The sequence below is a fragment of the Kribbella sp. NPDC005582 genome, assembly GCF_040605415.1.
Classification (GTDB): Bacteria; Actinomycetota; Actinomycetes; order Propionibacteriales; family Kribbellaceae; genus Kribbella.
Genome location: NZ_JBEXCU010000002.1, coordinates 954,111 through 973,800, shown reverse-complemented (window position 1 = coordinate 973,800; position 19,690 = coordinate 954,111). Strand labels below are relative to the sequence as shown.

At 68.1% G+C, this 19,690-nt stretch carries 21 protein-coding genes and 2 pseudogenes; 8 read left to right on the top strand and 15 right to left on the bottom strand.

Features of this window, described 5'->3' with window-relative positions:
- Nucleotides 1–7: 7 nt before the first annotated feature.
- Entirely contained in the window at nt 8–766 is a 759-nt protein-coding gene (locus tag ABZS29_RS16240; RefSeq protein ID WP_355462549.1) for an AIM24 family protein, read from the top strand.
- On the opposite strand, the gene ABZS29_RS16235 is transcribed toward ABZS29_RS16240, so the two are convergent.
- Nucleotides 749–1,387 carry a hypothetical protein gene (locus ABZS29_RS16235; protein WP_355462548.1) on the bottom strand — a complete coding sequence of 213 codons (639 nt, stop codon included), beginning with the start codon at nt 1,385–1,387 and terminating at the stop codon, nt 749–751. The genes ABZS29_RS16240 and ABZS29_RS16235 overlap by 18 nt on opposite strands.
- A gap of 34 nt (nt 1,388–1,421) precedes the next feature.
- Here ABZS29_RS16235 and ABZS29_RS16230 point away from each other — a divergent pair, with 34 nt between their 5' ends.
- Complete coding sequence (locus ABZS29_RS16230; protein WP_355462546.1) at nt 1,422–1,850, top strand: GNAT family N-acetyltransferase; 429 nt, start codon at nt 1,422–1,424, stop codon at nt 1,848–1,850.
- Here ABZS29_RS16230 and ABZS29_RS16225 read toward each other — a convergent pair.
- The 9 genes from ABZS29_RS16225 to ABZS29_RS16185 form a co-directional block, all read right to left on the bottom strand.
- Nucleotides 1,847–3,058, bottom strand: coding sequence for an MFS transporter (locus ABZS29_RS16225; RefSeq protein WP_355462544.1), 1,212 nt, complete (start codon nt 3,056–3,058; stop codon nt 1,847–1,849). The two genes, ABZS29_RS16230 and ABZS29_RS16225, sit on opposite strands and share 4 nt — an antisense overlap.
- Nucleotides 3,055–3,525 carry a helix-turn-helix domain-containing protein gene (locus ABZS29_RS16220; protein WP_355462542.1) on the bottom strand — a complete coding sequence of 157 codons (471 nt, stop codon included), beginning with the start codon at nt 3,523–3,525 and terminating at the stop codon, nt 3,055–3,057. Before ABZS29_RS16220 ends, ABZS29_RS16225 begins: the two co-directional genes overlap by 4 nt.
- Nucleotides 3,526–3,612: 87 nt before the next feature.
- Complete coding sequence (locus tag ABZS29_RS16215; RefSeq protein WP_355462540.1) at nt 3,613–4,605, bottom strand: hypothetical protein; 993 nt, start codon at nt 4,603–4,605, stop codon at nt 3,613–3,615.
- Nucleotides 4,602–5,846 carry an MFS transporter gene (locus ABZS29_RS16210; protein WP_355462538.1) on the bottom strand — a complete coding sequence of 415 codons (1,245 nt, stop codon included), beginning with the start codon at nt 5,844–5,846 and terminating at the stop codon, nt 4,602–4,604. The genes ABZS29_RS16215 and ABZS29_RS16210 overlap by 4 nt, the downstream gene beginning before the upstream one ends.
- Nucleotides 5,847–5,850: 4 nt before the next feature.
- Nucleotides 5,851–7,464: a discoidin domain-containing protein gene (locus tag ABZS29_RS16205; protein WP_355462535.1), complete on the bottom strand. Its 1,614-nt coding sequence runs from the start codon at nt 7,462–7,464 to the stop codon at nt 5,851–5,853.
- A 111-nt stretch (nt 7,465–7,575) separates the two neighbouring features.
- Nucleotides 7,576–8,589, bottom strand: coding sequence for a LacI family DNA-binding transcriptional regulator (locus ABZS29_RS16200; protein WP_355462533.1), 1,014 nt, complete (start codon nt 8,587–8,589; stop codon nt 7,576–7,578).
- A gap of 39 nt (nt 8,590–8,628) precedes the next feature.
- Nucleotides 8,629–8,979 (bottom strand): hypothetical protein, encoded by a 351-nt coding sequence (locus ABZS29_RS16195; protein WP_355462531.1) that lies wholly within the window; start codon nt 8,977–8,979, stop codon nt 8,629–8,631.
- A gap of 147 nt (nt 8,980–9,126) precedes the next feature.
- Complete coding sequence (locus ABZS29_RS16190) at nt 9,127–9,975, bottom strand: ABC transporter permease (protein WP_355462528.1); 849 nt, start codon at nt 9,973–9,975, stop codon at nt 9,127–9,129.
- Entirely contained in the window at nt 9,975–10,853 is an 879-nt protein-coding gene (locus ABZS29_RS16185; protein ID WP_355462526.1) for an ABC transporter ATP-binding protein, read from the bottom strand. The genes ABZS29_RS16190 and ABZS29_RS16185 overlap by 1 nt, the downstream gene beginning before the upstream one ends.
- Before the next feature lie 106 nt (nt 10,854–10,959).
- On the opposite strand from ABZS29_RS16185, the pseudogene ABZS29_RS16180 reads away from it, so the two are divergent.
- Nucleotides 10,960–11,166 (top strand): annotated as a pseudogene (locus ABZS29_RS16180) (helix-turn-helix domain-containing protein); the annotation flags it as partial.
- A 57-nt stretch (nt 11,167–11,223) separates the two neighbouring features.
- Entirely contained in the window at nt 11,224–11,796 is a 573-nt protein-coding gene (locus tag ABZS29_RS16175) for a helix-turn-helix domain-containing protein (protein ID WP_355463199.1), read from the top strand.
- On the opposite strand, the gene ABZS29_RS16170 is transcribed toward ABZS29_RS16175, so the two are convergent.
- Nucleotides 11,753–12,841, bottom strand: coding sequence for an NAD(P)/FAD-dependent oxidoreductase (locus ABZS29_RS16170; RefSeq protein ID WP_355462524.1), 1,089 nt, complete (start codon nt 12,839–12,841; stop codon nt 11,753–11,755). The two genes, ABZS29_RS16175 and ABZS29_RS16170, sit on opposite strands and share 44 nt — an antisense overlap.
- Nucleotides 12,842–12,928: 87 nt before the next feature.
- Here ABZS29_RS16170 and ABZS29_RS16165 point away from each other — a divergent pair, with 87 nt between their 5' ends.
- Both ABZS29_RS16165 and ABZS29_RS16160 read left to right on the top strand, forming a co-directional pair.
- Nucleotides 12,929–14,533, top strand: coding sequence for a hypothetical protein (locus ABZS29_RS16165; protein ID WP_355462521.1), 1,605 nt, complete (start codon nt 12,929–12,931; stop codon nt 14,531–14,533).
- An 88-nt stretch (nt 14,534–14,621) separates the two neighbouring features.
- Nucleotides 14,622–16,082: an alpha/beta hydrolase gene (locus ABZS29_RS16160; protein WP_355462519.1), complete on the top strand. Its 1,461-nt coding sequence runs from the start codon at nt 14,622–14,624 to the stop codon at nt 16,080–16,082.
- Here the strand turns inward: ABZS29_RS16160 and ABZS29_RS16155 are convergent.
- Both ABZS29_RS16155 and ABZS29_RS16150 read right to left on the bottom strand, forming a co-directional pair.
- Nucleotides 16,079–16,822, bottom strand: coding sequence for a hypothetical protein (locus ABZS29_RS16155; RefSeq protein ID WP_355462518.1), 744 nt, complete (start codon nt 16,820–16,822; stop codon nt 16,079–16,081). The genes ABZS29_RS16160 and ABZS29_RS16155 overlap by 4 nt on opposite strands.
- A gap of 344 nt (nt 16,823–17,166) precedes the next feature.
- Nucleotides 17,167–17,979 (bottom strand): SigB/SigF/SigG family RNA polymerase sigma factor, encoded by an 813-nt coding sequence (locus ABZS29_RS16150; RefSeq protein WP_355462516.1) that lies wholly within the window; start codon nt 17,977–17,979, stop codon nt 17,167–17,169.
- 267 nt (nt 17,980–18,246) lie between these two features.
- Here ABZS29_RS16150 and ABZS29_RS16145 point away from each other — a divergent pair, with 267 nt between their 5' ends.
- Nucleotides 18,247–18,480: a DUF397 domain-containing protein gene (locus tag ABZS29_RS16145; protein ID WP_355462514.1), complete on the top strand. Its 234-nt coding sequence runs from the start codon at nt 18,247–18,249 to the stop codon at nt 18,478–18,480.
- A gap of 157 nt (nt 18,481–18,637) precedes the next feature.
- Here the strand turns inward: ABZS29_RS16145 and ABZS29_RS16140 are convergent, their stop codons facing one another.
- The gene (locus ABZS29_RS16140; RefSeq protein ID WP_132176115.1) at nt 18,638–18,826 is read right to left on the bottom strand and encodes a hypothetical protein; all 189 of its coding nucleotides are present in this window, start codon (nt 18,824–18,826) and stop codon (nt 18,638–18,640) included.
- Between the two features lie 23 nt (nt 18,827–18,849).
- The gene (locus ABZS29_RS16135) at nt 18,850–19,041 is read right to left on the bottom strand and encodes a hypothetical protein (RefSeq protein WP_355462513.1); all 192 of its coding nucleotides are present in this window, start codon (nt 19,039–19,041) and stop codon (nt 18,850–18,852) included.
- Between the two features lie 484 nt (nt 19,042–19,525).
- Between ABZS29_RS16135 and ABZS29_RS16130 the strand changes: the two are divergent.
- Nucleotides 19,526–19,690, top strand: a pseudogene (locus tag ABZS29_RS16130) (helix-turn-helix transcriptional regulator); the annotation flags it as partial.

Below are 19,690 nucleotides of genomic sequence, written 5' to 3'. Positions count from 1 at the left end.
TAGGTCAGTGCGGAGTCAACTGTTCGCGGCGGAGAACCAGGAGCAGGAGTCGGCCCAGCCGGGACTGCGGCTGCAGAACTCGAAGCTGCTGAAGGTCGAACTGCGGGGCGAGGTGTTCGCCCGCCAGGGCGCGATGGTCGCCTATCAGGGCAACGTCCAGTTCGAGGCGCAGGGGTCCGGGGGGATCGGCAAGTTCATCAAGCAGAAGCTGACCGGCGAGGGCATTCCGCTGATGAAGATGAAGGGCCACGGTGACGTCTTCCTGGCCGACCGGGCCGCCGACGTGTACCTGATCGATCTCGAAGGTCCACAGGACGGGCTGAGCATCAACGGCGCCAACGTGCTCGCGTTCGAGCCGTCGCTGAGCTGGGACATCCAGCGGGTGCAGGGCATGGGCATGATGTCGAACGCCGGCCTGTTCAACTGCACGTTCTCCGGTCAAGGACGGCTGGCGATCACGTGCAAGGGTACGCCGGTGGTGCTGACCGTCGACCAGCCGACGTTCGCCGACCCGCAGGCCGCGATCGCCTGGTCGACCAACCTGCAGACCGGCTACCAGCGCGCCGACCAGATCGGCCTCGGGACTCTCCTCGGCCGCACCACGGGTGAGGCGTTCACGATGAGCTTCGCCGGTCAGGGCTTCGTCGTCGTACAGCCGTCCGAGGAGCCGCCCGGCGGCGTCATCGGCGGTACCGGCAGCGGCAACCAGAGCGGCCAGGACGGCGGCGTCGCCGGTGTCCTGGGCGGTCTACTCTGCGGTCGTTAACTCTTCGCAGATGTCCCAGGCGGCTTGCCGCAGAAGGGCCGCGGTCTCCGGATCGAGGCCCTTCACCGGTACGTCGATCCCGACCGGATCCGCGGCCAGTAAGGCGATCAGGAACACGCACGCCGCCAGATAGCTCCCGGCCAACGCCGGGTGGCTGTTGTCCTGATCATGCAGCACCGGCTCGTCGTACGTGGCGAGGAACCGCTCCCACACCATCCCGACCGGGATCAGCGTCGCGCCGAGCTCAACCGCAGCCCCGCCGTACGCCGCGGTCAGCGCAGCCTGCGCCTCCGGTGCATTCCGTCGTGCCCAGGTCAGGTAGAGCGCAGTCTGTGCCCCGGCCGCCGTGATCGCCGCATCGAAGTCCCGAGCACTCTCCCGGAACCGCTCCGGACTCTTCACCGGCAACGTGCTCTGCTCCTGCAGTACGACGACGTCGTACCGGCCGGCCGCGATTGCCGCCAACGCCTTCCCCGCGTTCAAATGCTGCCGCAACGAAGCCCCACCCGCCGAGATCAGCGTCGACTCCACCTCGATCCCCCGCGCCGCCGCCAACCCCTTCAGCAGCCCCGGCAAGTTGTTCCGCGCCGTAAAACTGTTCCCGACAAAGAGAATCCGCACGACAGTGACGCTACTACGTGCCAGCATCTGCGTCATGACGTTGCGGATTGTGCGGGTTGGGGATGACGGGACGTTGCTGGATTGGCAGCGGGTGCACAACGAGATCATTCCGACGGCGGTGTTGTCGGTGGACGAGGTGCGGGAGCGGAGTACGCGGAACGTGCTGGAGGTCGCGTACGACGGGGAGGTGCTGGTCGGGTGTTCGACGGTGCGACCGCCGTCGGAGGAGACTGATGCGGTGACGGTGATCGCGCGCGTACTCCCGCCGTACCTGTGTCGTGGATTCGGTACGGCGTTGTATCGGCATTGCGTCGCGCAGGCCGAGGGGGCGGCCGTTGAGACGCACATCCTGGCCAGCAACGAGGACGGGCTCAAGTTCGCCGTCGCGCAGGGGTTCGCCGAGGTGGAGACCTACCTGCTGCCGGGTGACACCGTGCCGTTCGTGTTGCTGCGGCGCGGTTAGACGGGTCGCCGGAGGCCGGGGGTGGTCGCGGCGACTGCGACAACGGCCGCGACGCACAACGCGGCGCCGGAGAGCAAGGCTGTGAACGGCGACGTGAACTGGGCAATGACTCCGCCGCGGACGTTGCCGAGGTTGGGGCCGGCGCTGCCGACGATCTGTTCGGCGGCGGCGACCCGGCCGAGCAGCTCGTTCGGGGTGTGCAGCTGAACAATGGTGCTGCGGGCAACGACCGAGACCGTGTCGGCGGCACCGGCGACGGCCAGGAACGCCAGCGCGATCCACGGGCTCGGCGCGAAGGCGAACAAACCGAGCGCGATCCCCCAGCTGCCGGCGCCGACCAGCATCACGACACCGGGCCTTGGCAGTCGGGTGAACGAACCGGAGAGCACCGAGGCGACCACTCCCCCGACCGCGATGGCGGTCAGGAACAGCCCGAGTGTGCGCGGATCACCGCCGAACCGCTCGGCGTTCAGCGCCGGAAACAGGCTGATCGGCATCGACAGCACGGTGACCGCGAGGTCGGTGATCAACGCCCCGCGGATCACCGGCGTCGACACCACGAACGCCAGTCCGTCGGTCACGCCACGCAACCCCGGCCGAACCTCACCCTTCACCCGGAGCACGGGCAGACCCAGTACGCCGTACAGGGCGGCGGTGAAGGTCAACGCGTCGACCAGGTACGCCGTACTGGGTCCCCAGGCGCCGACGATCAGCCCACCGACCGCCGGGCCGATGAGCATCGCGCCCTGGAAGGCGATGCGGTTGAGCGCGATCCCGCCGGCCAGCAGTTCGCGCGGCAGCAACTGCGGGAGGATGCTGCGAGCCGCCGGACCGGAGGCTGCGCCGAAGGCGGACTGTGTCGCAATCAGTCCGAGCAGTCCGCCGACCGGCACCGACCCGAAGACGAGCTGACTCGCCATCAGCATCGCGGTGATCAGCTGACAAACCGTGACCACCAGATAGAACCGCCGCCGTTCGAACCGGTCGACGGCCGCCCCGGCGAACAGCCCGAGCACGATCAGCGGCAGCGCCTGCGCAAGACCGATCGCGCCGGTCCAGGCGGTGCTCTTCGTCTGGTCCCAGACCTGGAACATCACCGCGACGAACCCCAGCTGCCCGCCGAAGGTCGACACCACCTGCCCGAACCACAGCCTCCGGAACGGCTGCGATGCCCGCAGCGGAGCCAGGTCGATCAGCATCCCCTTCATTCGGCGAGCTTCTCGGTGACGCGCTGGTAGAAACTCTTCCGGGCCAGCGCCTCCTCGATGTCGCGCACGACCTGGCTCATCGCATAGGGCAGCTCGGCCTCAAGCTCCGCGATGGCTGCTTCCGTCGCCCGCCACTCCGCCGCCAGCAGACCAGCCAGCTCAGCGGCCTTCGGCGTCAGCGCCACCACCTTGGCCCGCGCATCCGGGCCGGCTTCGGTCTGCACCAGCCCGGCCGCCCGCATCGCCGCGACCTTCTGCGACAACGCCGAATGCGTCCGCCCCACCGACTCCGCCAGCTCGGTGATCGTCATCGGTCCCCGGAGATGCAGCCGCAACAGCTCCATCACGTACGTCGGCTTCAGCCCCTGAATGTCCCGGTCGGTATAGACCCGGGCGATCTCCCCGTCGAGGTGCCCCAGCAACTGGTGCAGGGCACGCCACTGACTCTGTTCTGTCGGATCGTCCACCGCCGTATCGTAACAGCACTTATATAAGTCCTGTTACAACCGCCCTGCCCGCCGAGCAGCCCCAGGCCCGGCGGGCAGGACGGTAGCTCACGACAGCCGGCCGCCGCCGAGGGACGGGCTGGTGGCGTGGCGGATCAGCAGAGTCGGCGCCTTGGTGAGGCCGACCGACCAGATGTCGGTGCTGCCGTCGGCGGCGCGCAAGGGGTAGAGCAGGGTGTCGTTGTCGCGCCAGACCGGCTGGTCGTCGAGGAGCCGGTCGTCCGGCGGGTTGGTGATCTTGCGGGTGGCGAGGTCCAGGACCGCGAGCCGCCATTTGCCGGTGACAACCTTTTGTTTGTACGCGATCCGACGGCCGTCGGGCGACAGCGATGGGCACTCGACGTTGCTAGCGATCGCTTCACCCCAGTACTTCGCGTAGTCGGCCTTGATCAGGTAGGTCTTTCCCTTGCTGCTCATGGTCAAGTAGAAGGTGTTGCCGTCGGCGGCGAAGGTGATGCCCCAGAAATTCACGTCCGAGGCGAAGTAGCGCTTGCCGCCGACAAGGATCGGCAGCGTCTCGACGGACTTGGTCAGGCGCTGCTTGTCCAGGTTGTAGAAGCCGGTCCGGGTGGAGAAACCGCTGGCCGCATAGGAATCGCCGCTGACGAACAGCGTCCAGTTCACGATCCGGCCGTTCGGCGAGACCCGGGCGCGGCTCGGAGTGCCGGGCAGCGTCTCGCGGTGGATCTCCTTCAGGTTCGCGTCGAGGACGAGCATCTCGGTGAGCGGTGGAAGCGATTCGGGCTTGAGTCGCAGACAGATCGCCGTACCCCGTGCTGCGGCGAACCGATCGCAGGACAAGTCACCGACGCGTCGGGCCGTGCCCGGATCTTTGGCCGGCACGGCCGCCAGTTTGCCGTGATCAGGACCGTCGGCGAGATTGCGGAAGAACAGCGTCGACGGATCCAGCGCGAGCGTCTGCCCCGCGGTCACCGGTACGGCGTTCACCGCCGGACCGCTGTGCCGCGCCGAGACGACGTACGCGACGGCGCCTCCGAGCAGTACGGCGAACCCGGCGATCAGGCCGATCACCTTCTTCATCGTCCAGCCTCCAACGGTCGGATCACAGCCGCGGCGACGGTGACCAGTAACAAGGCCGCAGCAAACAAGAGCAGGGCCGGCCGAACGTCCCACAGCGTCCAGAGCAGACCGACCGTGACGGCCGAGACCATCCGGGCCAGCGCCTGCCCGGTCTGCAGTACGGCGAGTCCGCTCGCCCGCAGTTCCGCGGGAAGCATCGGCCCCGCGGCCGCCGGGAGTACGCCGTCGGTGGCGGCGTAGAACGCTCCGTGCAACGCGAGAGCCAGCCACCAGTTGCCGATCGGACCGCAGACCAGCAGCACCGCGGCGACGAGCGCCAGGTGACCGGCGATGAAGATCTTCCAGCGGCCGATCTTGTCACCGAGCCGTCCGAGCGGAATCGCCAGCAGAAGGAACACCCCGGCCGTGCCGAGCGGCAGCAGCGGGAACAATCGGCCGTCGATGTCCCAGCGGCGTTGCAACGCCAAGTAGACAAAGGAATCGGTGACCGTGAACAGTCCGAGCGCCGCTGCCCACACACAGCAGCGCCGGAAGCTTGCCTCCCGCAACAACCCCAGCATGGTGCGGAAGGACGGCTTGGTTTTCGCCGGCTCGGCGGTGAGCCGCGTCCGGTTCGGAACCAGAACCACCAGCAGCAGGACGGCGCAGGTCGCCAGCGAGAAGCTGGTGACGAACACCGCGTTGTAGTTGCCGAGCGCCGCCCAGAGAACGGCGGTCGCGGCCAATGGCCCGAGGAACGCTCCTACCGTGTCCATCGCGCGATGGACACCGAAGGAACGGCCGAGGGTTTCCGGCGGGCTGCTCAGGGAGATCAACGCGTCGCGCGGGGCGGTGCGGACGCCTTTCCCTGCCCGGTCCACAGCCAGTACGACGCCGATCGCCGGCACCGACGAACCGGCCGCGAGGAAACCCAGTTTCGCGACCGCGGAGACGCCGTACCCGATGCCGGCGACGGCCTTCAGTCGTTGCCAGCGGTCGGCAACGTGCCCGCCGACCAACCGCAGTACGGCGGTCGCACCGGCGTACAGGCCGTCGAGCAGACCGAACTGCAACGGGTTCAGCCCGAGACCGAAGACCAGGTAGAGCGGCAGGATCGCGGTCACCATCTCCGACGAGATGTCGGTGACCAGGCTGACGACGCCCAGTGCGATCACCGTGCCCGGCACCCGGCCGAGCACCGTGCGGTTCGGTGTCGCCCGGGCCGCGGCGTGGTCCGCGGCCCGGGTTCCGGCGAGGTACATGACCTCAGCCCTTCGCCTTGCAGGTGTAGGTCGGGCTGCTGTCGAGGACCTTGCTGTCCAGGCCGATCAGCTGCGTGGTGAACGAGTTGTCGGTCATCGTCAGCTTGATGACGCCGTAGGTGCTGAGCGCCTTGGCCGTCGTCGAGTGCAGCGTCCCGATCGGGTACGGCTGCGCACCGGCCATGCCGCCGATCAGCGACACGGTCCCATTCGGGTCGGAGTTGCCGTCACCGTTCATCGGCAGGAACCGCTCGTAGTGGTGGTCGTGACCGGCCAGGATCAGGTCGGTCTTGGCGCCGGTGAGAATCCGCCAGAACTGCTCGCTGTCGTCGTTGTCCCCGTGGTCACCGGAGCTCCAGCGCGGGTGGTGGAAGTACGCCGCCACACAGCCCTTGGTGTTCTTGGCCAGGTCCGCCCGCAGCCAGGCCAGCTGGTCGTCGCGCGAGGAGGCCACCAGGGAGTCGTGCGTCATGTAGTCGGAGGAGTCCAGGGCGATGAAGTGCCAGTTCCCCTTCTCCCAGCTGTAGTAGCGCTTGCCCTGGGGCTTGGCGATCGCCGAACCGAAGTACGTGTCGTAGCCGTTGTACTGGGGCTCGTCGTAGGTGTCGTGGTTGCCCGGGACCGGCTTGGTGATGGCTTTGAACTTCCCCCAGGTCTTCGCGTAGTAGTTGTTGTAGTCGGACAGATGGGCGTCGTCGTACTGGCTGTCGCCCATCGTGATGACGTTGGCGGGGTTGATCGCCGTGACCAGCGCCGCCGTCTTCGGGTGGATGCAGCTGGACGACGAAGCCGTGCACTGCCGGGCGATGTCGCCGGCCGCCGCCAGGACGAAGCCACCGGTTCCGCCGGCGCTGGTCTTCGCGGTGATCGCCGTGCTCGCACCGGACACGTTGCCGGCCAGATCACGGGCCTGGACGCTGTACGTGTACGACGTGTCGGCCGCGAGACCGGTGTCGGTGTACGTCGTCGAGGTCGAGGTCGCGACCGCGGTGCCGTTGCGGAGGACGTCGTACCCGCTGACTCCGACATTGTCGGTCGACGCCGTCCAGCTCAGCGAGACCGAGGACGACGAGGTCCCCGTGCTCACCAGGCCGGTCGGTACCGTCGGCGCCTGGGTGTCGCCGGTGGAGTCACCGACGCCGTAGACCTGGAAGTCGAACAACGAGTACCCGTACGACGTGCCGCGCGCCGTACCGACGATCCGTACGTACCGGCCGTGGCCGGTGAGCCCGGTGTTGTCGTCGGTGCCGCCGTTCTGGCTGGTCAGCGACTTGAGGGTGGTGAAGGTGGTGCCGTCGTCGGAGACCTCGATCCGGTAGCTCTTCGCATAGGCGGCCTCCCACAGCAGCTTGACCCGATGGATCTCGGCCGGCTGACCGAGGTCGACCCGGATCCACTCCGGATCGTGGCCTTCGATACTGGCCCAGCGCGTGGTGGTACTGCTGTCGACGGCCTTGTCCGCCGTGAAGGTGCTGTCCTCGATGCTGGATGCGAGGGCGGGTTTTCCCTGCGACAACAGGGTGTCTGCGGTGGTGCCGGCAATCGCCGCCGTTCCACCCAGTGCGGCGACCAGGACGACCGGTAACAGCGTCGACAGCCGGCGCAATCGTTTGCTCATGACAACCTCCGAGGGGCGTGCCGGAGAAAATTGTTAGGAAGGTTACCTAACAGTCCGAGCAACGTAAACCCCGGACGAACCTCCCGTCCAGAGCTCGGCCGAAGATTTCGGTCAGCGCGTGGTGCCGCGCAGGACCAGCCGCGCGGGGATGGTCAGCTCGGGCGGACCAGCCAGTTCGGGGCCGCCGAGATGCGCCAGCATCCGGGCCGTGATCGCATCGGCCATCTCTTCGTGGCCGGGATTGATCGATGACAACGACGGCACCAGGAACGGCGCTTCGTCGAGGTCGTCGAAGCCGATCACCTGCACGTCACCGGGGACCCGCAGGTCCGCATCCGCCAACGCACGCAGGGCTCCGAGCGCCACCACGTCGGTCAGCGCGAACACCGCGTCGAAGGAGATAGCGCGATCGAGCAACGATCGGATCGCGTCGTACCCGTCCTGCATCCCGAAGTTGTTCCGCACGTTCAGCGCGGGGTCCACCGGTACGCCGGCCTCCTGGTGCGCGAGCGCGTAACCGGTCGCCCGCAGCCCCGGCATGGTCGCGGATCCGGTCGGGTCGCCACCGAGCATCGCGATCCGCCGGGCGCCGGTGGAGAGCAGGTGCCCGACCGCGAGCCGGGCGCCGCCGACGTTGTCCATCAGCACGTGGTCGAAGCGCGACGGCAGTGCCCGCTCGCCGATCATCACCACCGGTGCGTCGGTGTTGAGCCGGGACAGCTCACCCGGGTCGATGTCGACCACGCTGAGGATCAGGCCGTCGTACCTGCGGACCCGGGAGAACGCGACCGCGTCGAGCTCGCCTTCGCGATTGGCCCCGGTCCGCTCCATCACGATCCGCAGCCCGTGCTTCTCGAACCGATCCGCGAGCCGGCCGGCCAGCTGGGCGAAGTACGGCCGCTCGATCTCGGGCACCGCGAGCCCGACCACGCCGGTCCGGCCGGCCCGCAGGTGCCGCGCGGCGAGGTTCACCTGGTAACCGAGCTCGTTGATCGCGGCCAGCACCCGCTCCCGGGTCGCCGGACCGACGCGCGGCCGGCCGTTCACGACATTGGAGACCGTCATCGTCGACACCCCCGCGCTCCGGGCGACATCAGCCATCGTCACCACGGAGGATTTCTTCATACCCGCCAGCCTAGTAGGCGGCCTGGCTGCTCGCGGGCCTCAAGAGCCGACGCGGGTACGGCGTTCGCGAACCGCCGCCATGCCGAACCCGGCGATCGCGATCACGACGCCGCCACCGGCCAGGCCGCCGACCAGCGTCATCCGGCCGTCCAGCTCGGCATCGCACTGCATGGGCGTGATGCCCTTGTCCGGTGCGTACACCGAGCCGCAGCTGACGCCGTCGACGTGCAGCGGCCTGGTGGCGAGGAACAACCCGGTCAGCAGTAGGAGCACCCCCACCGTGCCGAGCAGCTTGCTCAGCACGTGCCAACTCTCGACAGCGACGGGATCGGACTCGGCAGGAGGGCAGACAAGCCCGACCAGATCGCGGTGGTCAGCCCCTGCATGCACGCTCACACTCCCTGGACGCTTGTCAGATTTGATCAAATCTAACGCGCCTAGCACCGCGGGCTGAAGCCCGGGCAGGGCCGGAGGGGGAATCTTCACTCATTCCTAACGAAGGTCGGGGGTTACCCACCGGTCCGGTGGCTAACCGGTTCACCTCACGGCACTCCGGAGCGCCCTGTTCCGCCGGTCGGCGACCGCGGAGCCGGATTCCCGGCGGGCCATCCGGCGCAGGACCACCGGCGCGAGCAGTAACCCGGCCACCGCCCAGACCCCGAGGACGCCGGCCGTCTCGAGGTGCCGCCACGACTGACCGACCTCGACCACGACCGCCTCGCCGGGCAGCAGCGCCGACCGCATCCCGAGCCCCATCCAGTAGATCGGCGTCAGCTGACCGATCCACTCCAGCCAGCCGGGCAGCGCGGTGAGCGGGTAGAAGATGCCCGAGATCGCGATGAAGCCGAGCATCGGCAGCTGGATCAGCCCCTGGGCCCGGGCGGTCGTGAAGACCGAGCCGAGGACAGCGCCGATCGGCAGCGTCGCGACCAGGCCGAGCAGCAGTACCCAGACCAAGGTCAGCCATCCGGACGCGTCGATCGTGAGTCCCCCGACGATGACCAGGCCCGGAACCAGCACGATCACGAGGTCGGCCAGCAACGAGCCGGCCACCGAGACAACCTTGCCGATCAGGTAGCCGAGCATGCCGTGCGGCGTCGCCTTGGCGCGCAGCAGCGTGCCGTCCTCCCGATCCGCCGTGAGCTGCTGGCTCATGCTGACCATCCCCATCGCCGCGTTCATGCCGAGGATGCTGGGTAAGGCCAGGGCTCCCAGCAGCAGGCCGCTCGAGCCGAAGTCGCGATGCCGCAGGAAGAACAGTGCGGCCAGGGTGAGCGCCGGCCAGAGGAAGTGGCTGACCAGCTCAGGGCCGTTGGTGAAGGATTGCCGCAGCTCGATCAGCCCGCGCCGCCACCCGGCCCGGACCGCTGCGCTTCGGGGCGTCATCACGCCACCTCCTGACCGCGCACCAGCGCGAGATAGGTGTCTTCCAGCGAGACCCGGCGGACTTCGAGCTCCCGGAGCGCCTCGCCGTACTGGGCGAACAGGCCGCGGACGAACTCGGTGGAATGGGCAGTCTTCTTGCGGAATCCGTGTCCGTCGACGCTCCACCGCACTTCGTCCTCGCCGGCGATCGCGGCGGCGAGTTCGCCCGGCGTACCGGCGGCGACGATCCGGCCCGCGGCCAAGATCAGGATGCGATCCGCGAGCCGGCTGGCCTCGTCGAGATCGTGGGTGGTGAGCAGGATCGTCGTTCCGTACTGCGTCGCCAGGTTCTTGACCAGTTCGTGGAACTCCCGCCGCGCCTCAGGATCGAAGCCGGTCGTGGGCTCGTCAAGGAACAGCAGCTCAGGCCGCCCGACGATGCCGATCGCCACGTCGAGCCGCCGCCGCTGCCCACCCGAAAGCGTCCGGATCTTCCGCTCGGCACTCGCGGTCAGCCCGACAGCCGCGAGCAGTTCGCCGGTCGGCCACGGCCGTTGCGTCCCGCCCGTCGCGTACGGCGCGTAGTACGAACCCAGATGCTGGAGCAGCTCGCCGACCCGCCAGTTGCCGTGGTCGCGCCAGGATTGCAGCACGATGCCGACCCGGGCCCGCCAGCTCTCGTCGGCCTGAGCCGGGTCGGTCCCGAGCACCTCGACGCGGCCTGCGGAGCGAAGCCGGAAGCCCTCCAGGATCTCGATCGTGGTGCTCTTTCCGGCGCCGTTCGGACCGAGCAGTGCGAGCACCTCTCCGGCCCGCGCCTCGAACGACACCCCGTGCAGGACATCGACCTCGCCGTACCGCATCCGGAGGTCGCCGACGGTCACTATGCTTTCACTCATGCCTGAAAGCTACGTAGCGTTCATTCGGATGGAAAGCTCGCTGAGGCCGATCTGTGCAACCATGTGAGAGTGAACGCACTGATGTTGCAGTGATCTGGGAGGAAAGATGCCAGGTGGCCGGCTGTCCCACCAGGAGCGGCGCACGATCGCGGCCGGCCTGAGCGAAGGACTCGGGTACGCCGAGATCGCGCGACAGCTCGAGCGACCGACCTCGACGATCAGCCGGGAGGTCGCCCGCAACGGCGGTCCGCGTGGCTACCGCGCCGACCACGCGCACTACGCCACGTCGTCGCGGGCTCGGCGTGGGCGTCCGCAGCGACCGCAGCCGCCGAGCGACACCGATCAGTACGCCGAGCGGTTCGCCGCGATCATGGTCGACGGCGGACTCCCCCGGATGGCGGCGCGCGTGCTCGCCCGGCTGTACACCGCCGAGAGCCGCAGCCTGACTGCGGCCGAGCTGGTCAGCGCGCTCCGCGTCAGCCCGGCGTCGGTCTCGAAGGCCATCGGCTATCTGGAGCAGGTCGGGATGCTGCATCGCGAGCCTGATCCGCGGCGTCGGCTGCAGCACTATGTGATGGCCGACGACGTTTGGCAGAAAGCTTGGCAGATCAGCTCGAGCACCAATGCGAACTGGGCCGAGACCGCGGCCGAGGGCGTCGAGTTGTTCGGCGCCGAGAGTCCGGCGGGCCGTCGCCTGTCGTTGATGGCCGACTTCTTCCGGCAGCTCGCGGACGACATGAGCGGCGGTCCTGGCTTCGCCGTACTCGACGACGCGCTGACGATTCTCGCGGCGTACCGGGAGGCCGGCCGGGTGGTCGAGGTTGATCGGCTGGCCGCCGTACTGGACTGGCCGGTGGATCGGGTCAAGACCGCGCTGGAGATCGCCGCGGCTGCACGGCTCAGCGCCGAGCAGCGAGCAGCCCTCGCAGCAGCCGAGGAGTGATCGTGCCTTCGGCGAGGCCGAGTTCGACCAGATCGTCGAAGACCGCCTGATCGGCCGCGGCCGCGCGGATGCCGCGGGTCAGCACCTGCGACGAGTTCGTCAGGTACGCCGTCAGCGCGGTGTGGCGGATGTGCCGGCCGAGGAGTTTGCGGACGCTGCGGTTGTAGCGGCGACTGGGATCTTGCTTGCTCTGCAGGGATTCTGCGGCTGCCCGACCGGCCAGGAGGCCAGTGGCGACGGCGTAGTAGATGCCTTCACCGGTCATCGGGTTGATCAGGCCGGCAGCGTCACCGGCGAGCAGGACTGTGCTCTTGGGTGGTCGCCAGGACCAGCCGGTGAGCGGAAGATGGTGGCCGTGCCAGTCGCCGCCACCTTCGGTTGCCCCGGGCAACAGTGCGTCGAGCTGGCTGAGCAGTTCGGCGCGAGTCGGGTGCGGACGGTCGGCGGCCAGGCGTTCGCCGTACCCGACGTTGGACCAGCCGTCGCCCCGATCGAAGGACCACGCGTACGACGGTTGCCGGCCGGCGCCGTACGCGATCACCTGGCTGGCAGCGCGGGCGGGCGGTGTTGGCGCGTAGCCGCGGATCGCCAGCGCGACCGGACCGGACGGTACGCCGAGCTCCCGCCGTACGACGGACTGCGCGCCGTCGGCGCCGATCACGAACCGGCCGTCCAGCTCAGCGAGGCTACGGACGCGTCGCCGGACGAGCTCGGCTCCGGCGGATTGCGCGGCTTCGACGAGGCGGTGGTCGAAGACGGCTCGCGGGACGACCCAGTTCGGCCGGGCCATGTCGCGCTCGACTCCGACCTCGCCGGCGGTCAGGACGAAACGGCGTACCGGGGTCCAGTCGTCGACCAGGCCGGTGACGCCGACCGCGGCGAGCAGGTCGAACACGTGCGGAGCGATGCCGTCGCCGCAGGTCTTGTCGCGCGGGAAGTCGTGACGATCCACTAGTAATACAGACAGGCCGGGATCGACCGCGAGCGCGCCGAGCGCGGCGGAAGCTCCGGCCGGTCCGGCGCCGACGATGACCAGATCCCACACAGCCCCCAGTCTCGCATTGGTCCAGCCGGTGTTCGAGGCTGTTCGAACAGGTTCCGCCCGCTGGGCGCGGCGGCGACGATCTGAAGCATGAGAATCCGCCTCCTCATGGCCGCTTTGATGCTCTTCGGGGTCACCCTGATCGCTCCGAGCACCGCGCAGGCCCGCGATCTGCAGTTGACCAGCGTCGCCAACGGCCCGATCTCGCGACAGGAGATGCTGCTGCGTTCGGCATCCTGGATCCGCGACAAGGTGCCTTACAGCCAGGACAACGCCAGCCCGCACGTGAACGAGTTCGGCAGCTACCGCCGGGATTGCTCGGGCTTCCTGTCGATGGCGTGGCATCTGAGCAGTTCGCTCAGCACGTCGACGCTGCCGTCGGTGATGCGCCAGATCACGTACGACGACCTGCAGCCGGGCGACGCGCTGTTGCGGCGATCGGGCGGTGTGAACCACGTCGGCCTGTTCGTCGGCTGGTACGACGTCGCGCGGACCCGGCCGAAGATCCGCGAAGAGTACGACTACGGCCATCTCGCCGAGGAAAGGATCTGGACCAACAGCTACTTCAAGACCTTCACGCCGTACCGGTACACCAAGGTGGTCGGGGCGACGACCAGCCCAGGATCGTCGATCGGTCAGGACGTGACCGGGCGACTGATGCGGTTCGAGGCGACGGCGGACGGCGCGGTGCAGTTGTCCGAGCAGACCGGTCCGGCCGCGACGACGTGGCAGACCGGCACGATCGATCCGCCGGGTGGCGTGCTTCCCGGCGTACCGATCGCGACCGCGGCCGACTCGATCGGGCGCGCGTACTACTTCGCGCGGACGCCGGACAACAAGCTGCGGACCGGTTGGGAGAGCAGTCCGGGGGCAGGACCGTGGCTGTCGGCAACTATCTCGCCCACGACCGACCTGGACGGAGTGGAGACGGTGCAGCCGGTCGGGCGGCCGGCTGCGGCGATCGATGCCCGGGGCAAGTTGACGTACTTCGTGCGGACCAGCGACGGCCGTCTCCTGCACGGCTGGCAGGATGTTCCCGGCTCGGACCTGTGGCACGCGACGATCATCCGCGACAGCGCTGGGGTGGCGGTACAGCTCGAGGGCGATCCGGTGGTTTCGCAGGACGTACTCGGCCGGATCGCGTTCCTCGCTCGCACCTCCGACGGAACCCTGCGCTACGGCCGGCAGGCTGCACCGGGCACCGGGCCGTGGGTGGTCAGCACGTTGGCGGCGACTGGCATCGTGGGCAACCCGTCGATCGGTCTCGATGTGTCGGGCAAGCTTGTCTACTTCGCTCGCGGGACCGACGGCAAGCTGCAGCACGGCTGGCAGTCGACTCCTGGTGCGGACACTTGGCAGGCGACCGCCGTACCGCCGACTACTGACACCGATGGCGTCGAGACAGTGCAGCTCGCTGGTGACCCGGCGATCAGCATGGACAACAGCGGCAAGCTGACGTACTTCGTGCGGACCACGGACAGCCGGGTGCTGCACGGCTGGCAGGACGTTCCCGGCTCGGATCCGTGGCACGCGACGATCATCCGGGACGCCACGACGGGGCAGCCGGCTTTGGCTCCGGTTGACCCCGTGCTCTATGCCGACTCCGCCGGGAAGCTCGTCGTACTGATGCAGGCCAGCTGGCTGTATCAACACGCTCCGGGCACCGGTCCCTGGCACGTGGCGGCGTTGGGGTAGCGCCGGGGCTACCTCGACCAGGGTCCTTGAGCCACTGCCGACGCCGGAGCTCAGCTCTAGCGTCGGTCGTGACTTCAAGGAGGGGACGATGAGACTACTGCTGGCGCTGGCGCTCCTGGGCGCATCGACCAGTACGACGGCCGTCGCGCAGACGACCGCGGTGCAGTGGCATCAGTGCGCGCTGACCGCGGACGACGCCGAGGGTGTCGCTCTCGACAAAGCCGGGGCTCAGTGTGCTGAGATCGAGGTTCCGGTCGACTACTCGCGGCCTGGTGGGCCGACGATCACGCTGGCGATGTCGCGGATCAAGGCCAAGGGGAATCGGATCGGCGCGCTCGTGATCAACAACGGCGGTCCGGGTGGGGCGAGTCTGAGTGCGGCGCTCGATCGGCCGGACGTGATGCCGACGGTCGGTCAGCGGTACGACCTGATCGGGTTGGACCCGCGGTTCGTCGGGCGTAGTACGCCGATCGACTGCAAGCTGCCGTTCGCCGGATGGCCGTGGGCGGGCGGGAGCACGCGGGCGTCGTACGGGCGGGATGTTGCGGTTCAGGCTGACGTCGCTCGGCGTTGCACGCGGGAAGCTGGGTCGGTATTGCAGTACGTCAATACGCGGAACACTGCTCGCGATCTGGATCGGGTTCGGGTCGCGTTGGGCGAGCGGAAGATCTCGTACCTGGGCTATTCCTATGGGAGCTACCTCGGGTCGGTGTATCTGCAGCTGTTCCCGGGGCGGGCCGATCGCGTCGTACTGGATGGTCCGGTCAATCCGCTGACGTATGGGCCGCAGCTGCTCGAGCCGGTTGGTTCGGTCAACGAGGACAACCTGCGGGCGTGGGCGTCATGGACAGTCGCGCGGAACTCGACGTACGGGCTGGGGGCGACGACTCGGGAGGTGCTGGCTTCCGTTGACCGTGTCTACCGGCACGTGCGGACTCGCGAGCTGGAGATCGGCGGGCACAAGGTCGGCGAGGGATTGCTTCCGATGCTGTTCTTCGTTTCGATGAACGACGACCGCGATGTGCCTCGGGCCGATGCCGCCGTGCTGGTGCAGACACTGGTCAAGGCGCTGGACGGTCCGGTCGAGCCTAGAGCCGACCTGGCGGAGCTTCTCGATCTGATCCTGTCCCCAGCGATGTCGCCGATGATCAGCGCGCAGACCGCCATCATCTGCGGCGACCGGGCGGCCCCGCGCGACCCACAGGTCTACTGGCGGAACATCCAGGCGCATCGGTCGGCCGAGCCGCACTACGCCTCGATTACGCGGACCATCTCGCCCTGTGCGTTCTGGCCGGTGCGGCCGCAGGAGGCGCCGACTCGGATCGCGAACAACGAGAAGGCCTTGATCGTCGCGGCCGAGTTCGACCCGCGGACCATCTACCCGAACGCTGCGGTCCTGCGGAAAGCAATTGGCGGCTCTCGGGTGCTGACAGTGCGGAACGCGCGCAAGCACGGAGTCTTCGGCGAGTACGGCAACGCGTGTGCCGATCAGAAGGTCGTGTCCTATCTGTTCAGCGGCACACTGCCGGCGACCGACCTGAGCTGCTAGTAGCCCGGTCGCTTGCCAGGCTTGTTGGTACGGCGAGCCGTCGTACGGCGAGGGCGGGGTGCCAGGCGATCGGCGTGGCCCCCGCTGGCCGCACCGGCCGGAGTGACCGGCCGGGCCTCGTCCAGGTCGACCACTTTGGGCGGCGGCGGGACGAAGAGCGGCACTGTCTTCTCTTCTACTACCGGGGCCGGCGTCGGCGGCCGGGGCGCTTCGGCTCGCGCGACTGACTCCTTACTTGCGCGAGGCACGACCGCTACTGCCGCGGCGGCGACCGGCGTACGGGCTGGGCGGCGCTTGAGTTTGGTGCGCAACTCGATGCCGAGGGCGTCAATCAGGCGGCTCCAGGCGACGATCATCCACCCGACCGCGAAGACCGTGCAGCCGGCGAACAGAATCGACTGCAGCCCGGCTCCCCAGTTCGAAGGCCCGGTTCGGCTCATCGCGGCGAGCATCGCCACCACGACCGCGTTGGTGATGCCGACGGCAACCGCCACGCCGACCGTGCGGAGCAGCACCCGCCGCTCCAGCCCGACGTCGTCCGCCGCAGCGACCAGCCCGGCGATCAACCCGGCCAGCACGGGCACCGTGTAGACCAGCGCCAGCGTCAGGCCGGGGCTCGCGACCAGATAGAAGATGTCGAAGACCAGGGCCGTCCCGGTGAGGGCCGCCGCGAAGCAGACCACCATCGGCGGATACGCCCGCACGATGGCAGCCGCGTCCGCGGGCACCGTCCTGATCATCCCGAGCGCCAACCCACCGCTCCCATCCACTCTTCCCCCCATTGTGCCGCTCCCGGCACCCCCACTACCCAACGACACCACCCACCCAGGGTCACTCACCTTGTGCACCCACCAACCACCGCGCCGCCCGCACGATGGTTGATAGGTGCCCAAAGTCGACGTACCCGCCCAAAGGTGGGCCGGCGTGTCCTTGTGCACCCACCAGCCATTGGCCGGCACCTTGTGCACCCACCGACCATCCGGCGGCCGCTCGAATGGTTGATGGGTGCCCAAAGTCGCCGTACGTGCACGAAGGTGGGCCGGCGTTTCTTTGGGTACGGCGAGGTTGCCGAGGGCAAGGGAGGTCAGGCGGCGGCGGGGAGGGGGCTGAGCTTGGCGCGGAGGTTGTCGAGGGTCTTGCGGAGGACCCGGGAGACCTGCATCTGGCTGACGCCGATGTCCTTGCCGATCTCCGACTGCGTCCAGCCCTCGATGAAGCGCAGGTGCAGGATCCGCCGTTCCCGGTCGTCGAGATCCGACAGCACCGGCTGGAGCATTTCAACGGTCTCCAGCTGGTCGATGCTGTTGTCGTCGGCGTCCGCGACCACGTCGGCCAGGGTCAGATCGGCGTCGGTCTCGGCCGGACGGTCGAGCGACAGCACGTTGAAGCAGCCCTTCGCGGCCATCGCCTGCTCAACGTCGCTCACCTCGACCTCGAGGCGCTCGGCCAGCTCGGCCGGGGTGGGCTCGCGGTTGAGCTCCTGCTCCAGCTCCGGCAGCTTGCCGGCGATCGAGCCCTGCATCTCCTGCAGCCGGCGCGGGATCCGGACCGTCCAGGCGCAGTCGCGGAAGTACCGCTTGACCTCGCCGCGGATGGTCGGAATCGCGAAGCCGATGAACGGAGTGTTGGCCTCGAGCCGGTAGTGATGAGCGGCCTTCACGAGACCGAGGTACGCGACCTGCTCGAGGTCGTCGGCCTCGGCGCCCCGGCCGCGGAACCGGCGGGCGATCCCGCGCGCCATGTCCAGATTGAGTTCGATGACCTCTTCGAGCAGCTCCTGCCGCTCGGTCTCATCGGTACTGGCGGCCCGGCGTTCCATCAGTTCCCGGGTGGTTGCTTCACGCGCGGACCGATCGGCCGCGGTCGAACACCGAACTGTGGTGGTGGAGCTCTTCATTGGATGACCTCGCGACTGTTGTCACGGCGTGGCTCTGAGCTGAACCACGGTCACGCCTGCGTGCTGCTCGTACCCACCTCGCCGGATCGCATGCACCGACCGCGTTTCGCTCACGGATCGCGACCGAAACCTTGTTTCGAACGGTCGTTTGAGCGCAACGGAATCACAGTACGTGAGGAAGCAGACACAGAGCCCCTAAACATGTACGATGCAAATGCAAGCCCAAATGCACGTGCATATGCCAAGGACGTACGGAAGGTGCAGCTGATGACTGCTATCTACAACGGCATGCCCGGCGACTCCATCGAGGACCTGACCTGGCGCAAGAGCCAGCGGAGTGGCCCCAACGGCAACTGCGTTGAGGTGGCGAAGCTGCCGGGCGGCGGCGTGGCGATGCGGAACTCGCGTCACACCGACGGACCGGCGCTGGTATTCACCAAGGCGGAGATCGAGGCCTTTCTGGGCGGTGCCCAGGACGGGGAGTTCGACTACCTCGTCTGACCTCGAAGCTCTCGGAAAAGCCAGGGCCCCTTCGCCAGGCGAGTGACGAAGGGGCCCTTTTCCATGCCCGGATCCAGGGCCCCTCGGACAACGTCGAAGGCCGGCCCTCGGAGGGAGGGCCGGCCTTCGGTGTTACCGGAGAAGCTTGTCTGTCCTACTACTGCACGGTGAGCGGCCAGAGCTGTTCGCTGCTCGGCAGCTCGGAGGCCTTGCCGGTGGCCGCGTTGTCCACGGTGATCCGGAGACCGGTGAACTTGGGCGTCATCACCCGCTGGTACCGAGAGGCACGGTCAGGCTCGGCCAGGTACTCAGCGATCAGATGATCCCCTAGCCAGATCCGTACCATCTTCCGTCCTCCTCGGTCGGTGTTCATGGGGCCAGGCTCACGATGGGGTCGCCGTCGAGCTGACGAACCCCGCGCAACCAGCCTTCGAAGGCCCAGCGCTGCTGCTCGGGGCAGCGCGCCACCAGTTCCTGGATCTCCCGCTCGGTCAGCTCGTCGGGCGCGCGTCCGCCGGCATAGGCGGTCTGCTCGGCTACCGCACTGTCGTCGTCAATCATCGACTCGGGTTCCCCAACCAGTCATGCCGGTGCACTCGTCACCAGCGATCTGTAGGACCGGCCTGCCAGCTCTCGCGATGTCACCAAGTGCGAGATCTAGCTCACCTTCTGTGCATGAAGCAATCATGGCGTCGGCACGCTGCGAATGCAAGCGCCCGATGCACGTGCATCCGCACGTTTTCCGTTTTGAGACCCAATTCGGCCGGTTCACGCCTAGGCAGACCGGAGGACGCGGGCGGCGAACAGTGTTCGAGGGGCTCTTCGGCCTCGACTTTGTCTTGACAAGTGCGGCGGTCGGCGACGACGGTAGATCACCGAAAGTCACGACCGCTGGCGATTCGCGTGGCTTATGTAAGAACTTCGGCAGATTCGGGTCCGGACATGCGATGATGTCTGCCTGCGAGACCGGTTCGTCCCGGGATCGCGCTGGGGAAGCTGGGGACAGAGCACTGAGTAACAGGGCACTGAGGGGCCGGAGGTGAGTGTGACCGAGTCGGGCGCGCAAAGCGGACCGACAGCGCTTCGCATCATCCTCGGAGCGCACCTCCGCCGGGGCGTGAGGCCGCCGGGATCAGCCGGTCGGACGCCGGCTGGGAGATCCGCTCTTCGGAGTCGAAGGTCAGCCGGATGGAGCTGGGCCGCGTCGGCT

Bases quoted from the DNA above. Each gene is read 5' to 3' on its own strand.
- ABZS29_RS16230 (WP_355462546.1), top strand. From the start codon at position 1,422: ATGACGTTGCGGATTGTGCGGGTTGGGGATGACGGGACGTTGCTGGAT.
- ABZS29_RS16225 (WP_355462544.1), bottom strand. From the start codon at position 3,058: ATGAAGGGGATGCTGATCGACCTGGCTCCGCTGCGGGCATCGCAGCCG.
- ABZS29_RS16215 (WP_355462540.1), bottom strand. From the start codon at position 4,605: ATGAAGAAGGTGATCGGCCTGATCGCCGGGTTCGCCGTACTGCTCGGA.
- ABZS29_RS16210 (WP_355462538.1), bottom strand. From the start codon at position 5,846: ATGTACCTCGCCGGAACCCGGGCCGCGGACCACGCCGCGGCCCGGGCG.
- ABZS29_RS16205 (WP_355462535.1), bottom strand. From the start codon at position 7,464: ATGAGCAAACGATTGCGCCGGCTGTCGACGCTGTTACCGGTCGTCCTG.
- ABZS29_RS16200 (WP_355462533.1), bottom strand. From the start codon at position 8,589: ATGAAGAAATCCTCCGTGGTGACGATGGCTGATGTCGCCCGGAGCGCG.
- ABZS29_RS16190 (WP_355462528.1), bottom strand. From the start codon at position 9,975: ATGACGCCCCGAAGCGCAGCGGTCCGGGCCGGGTGGCGGCGCGGGCTG.
- ABZS29_RS16185 (WP_355462526.1), bottom strand. From the start codon at position 10,853: ATGAGTGAAAGCATAGTGACCGTCGGCGACCTCCGGATGCGGTACGGC.
- ABZS29_RS16175 (WP_355463199.1), top strand. From the start codon at position 11,224: ATGGTCGACGGCGGACTCCCCCGGATGGCGGCGCGCGTGCTCGCCCGG.
- ABZS29_RS16165 (WP_355462521.1), top strand. From the start codon at position 12,929: ATGAGAATCCGCCTCCTCATGGCCGCTTTGATGCTCTTCGGGGTCACC.
- ABZS29_RS16160 (WP_355462519.1), top strand. From the start codon at position 14,622: ATGAGACTACTGCTGGCGCTGGCGCTCCTGGGCGCATCGACCAGTACG.
- ABZS29_RS16155 (WP_355462518.1), bottom strand. From the start codon at position 16,822: ATGATCAGGACGGTGCCCGCGGACGCGGCTGCCATCGTGCGGGCGTAT.
- ABZS29_RS16150 (WP_355462516.1), bottom strand. From the start codon at position 17,979: ATGAAGAGCTCCACCACCACAGTTCGGTGTTCGACCGCGGCCGATCGG.
- ABZS29_RS16145 (WP_355462514.1), top strand. From the start codon at position 18,247: ATGACTGCTATCTACAACGGCATGCCCGGCGACTCCATCGAGGACCTG.
- ABZS29_RS16140 (WP_132176115.1), bottom strand. From the start codon at position 18,826: ATGGTACGGATCTGGCTAGGGGATCATCTGATCGCTGAGTACCTGGCC.
- ABZS29_RS16135 (WP_355462513.1), bottom strand. From the start codon at position 19,041: ATGATTGACGACGACAGTGCGGTAGCCGAGCAGACCGCCTATGCCGGC.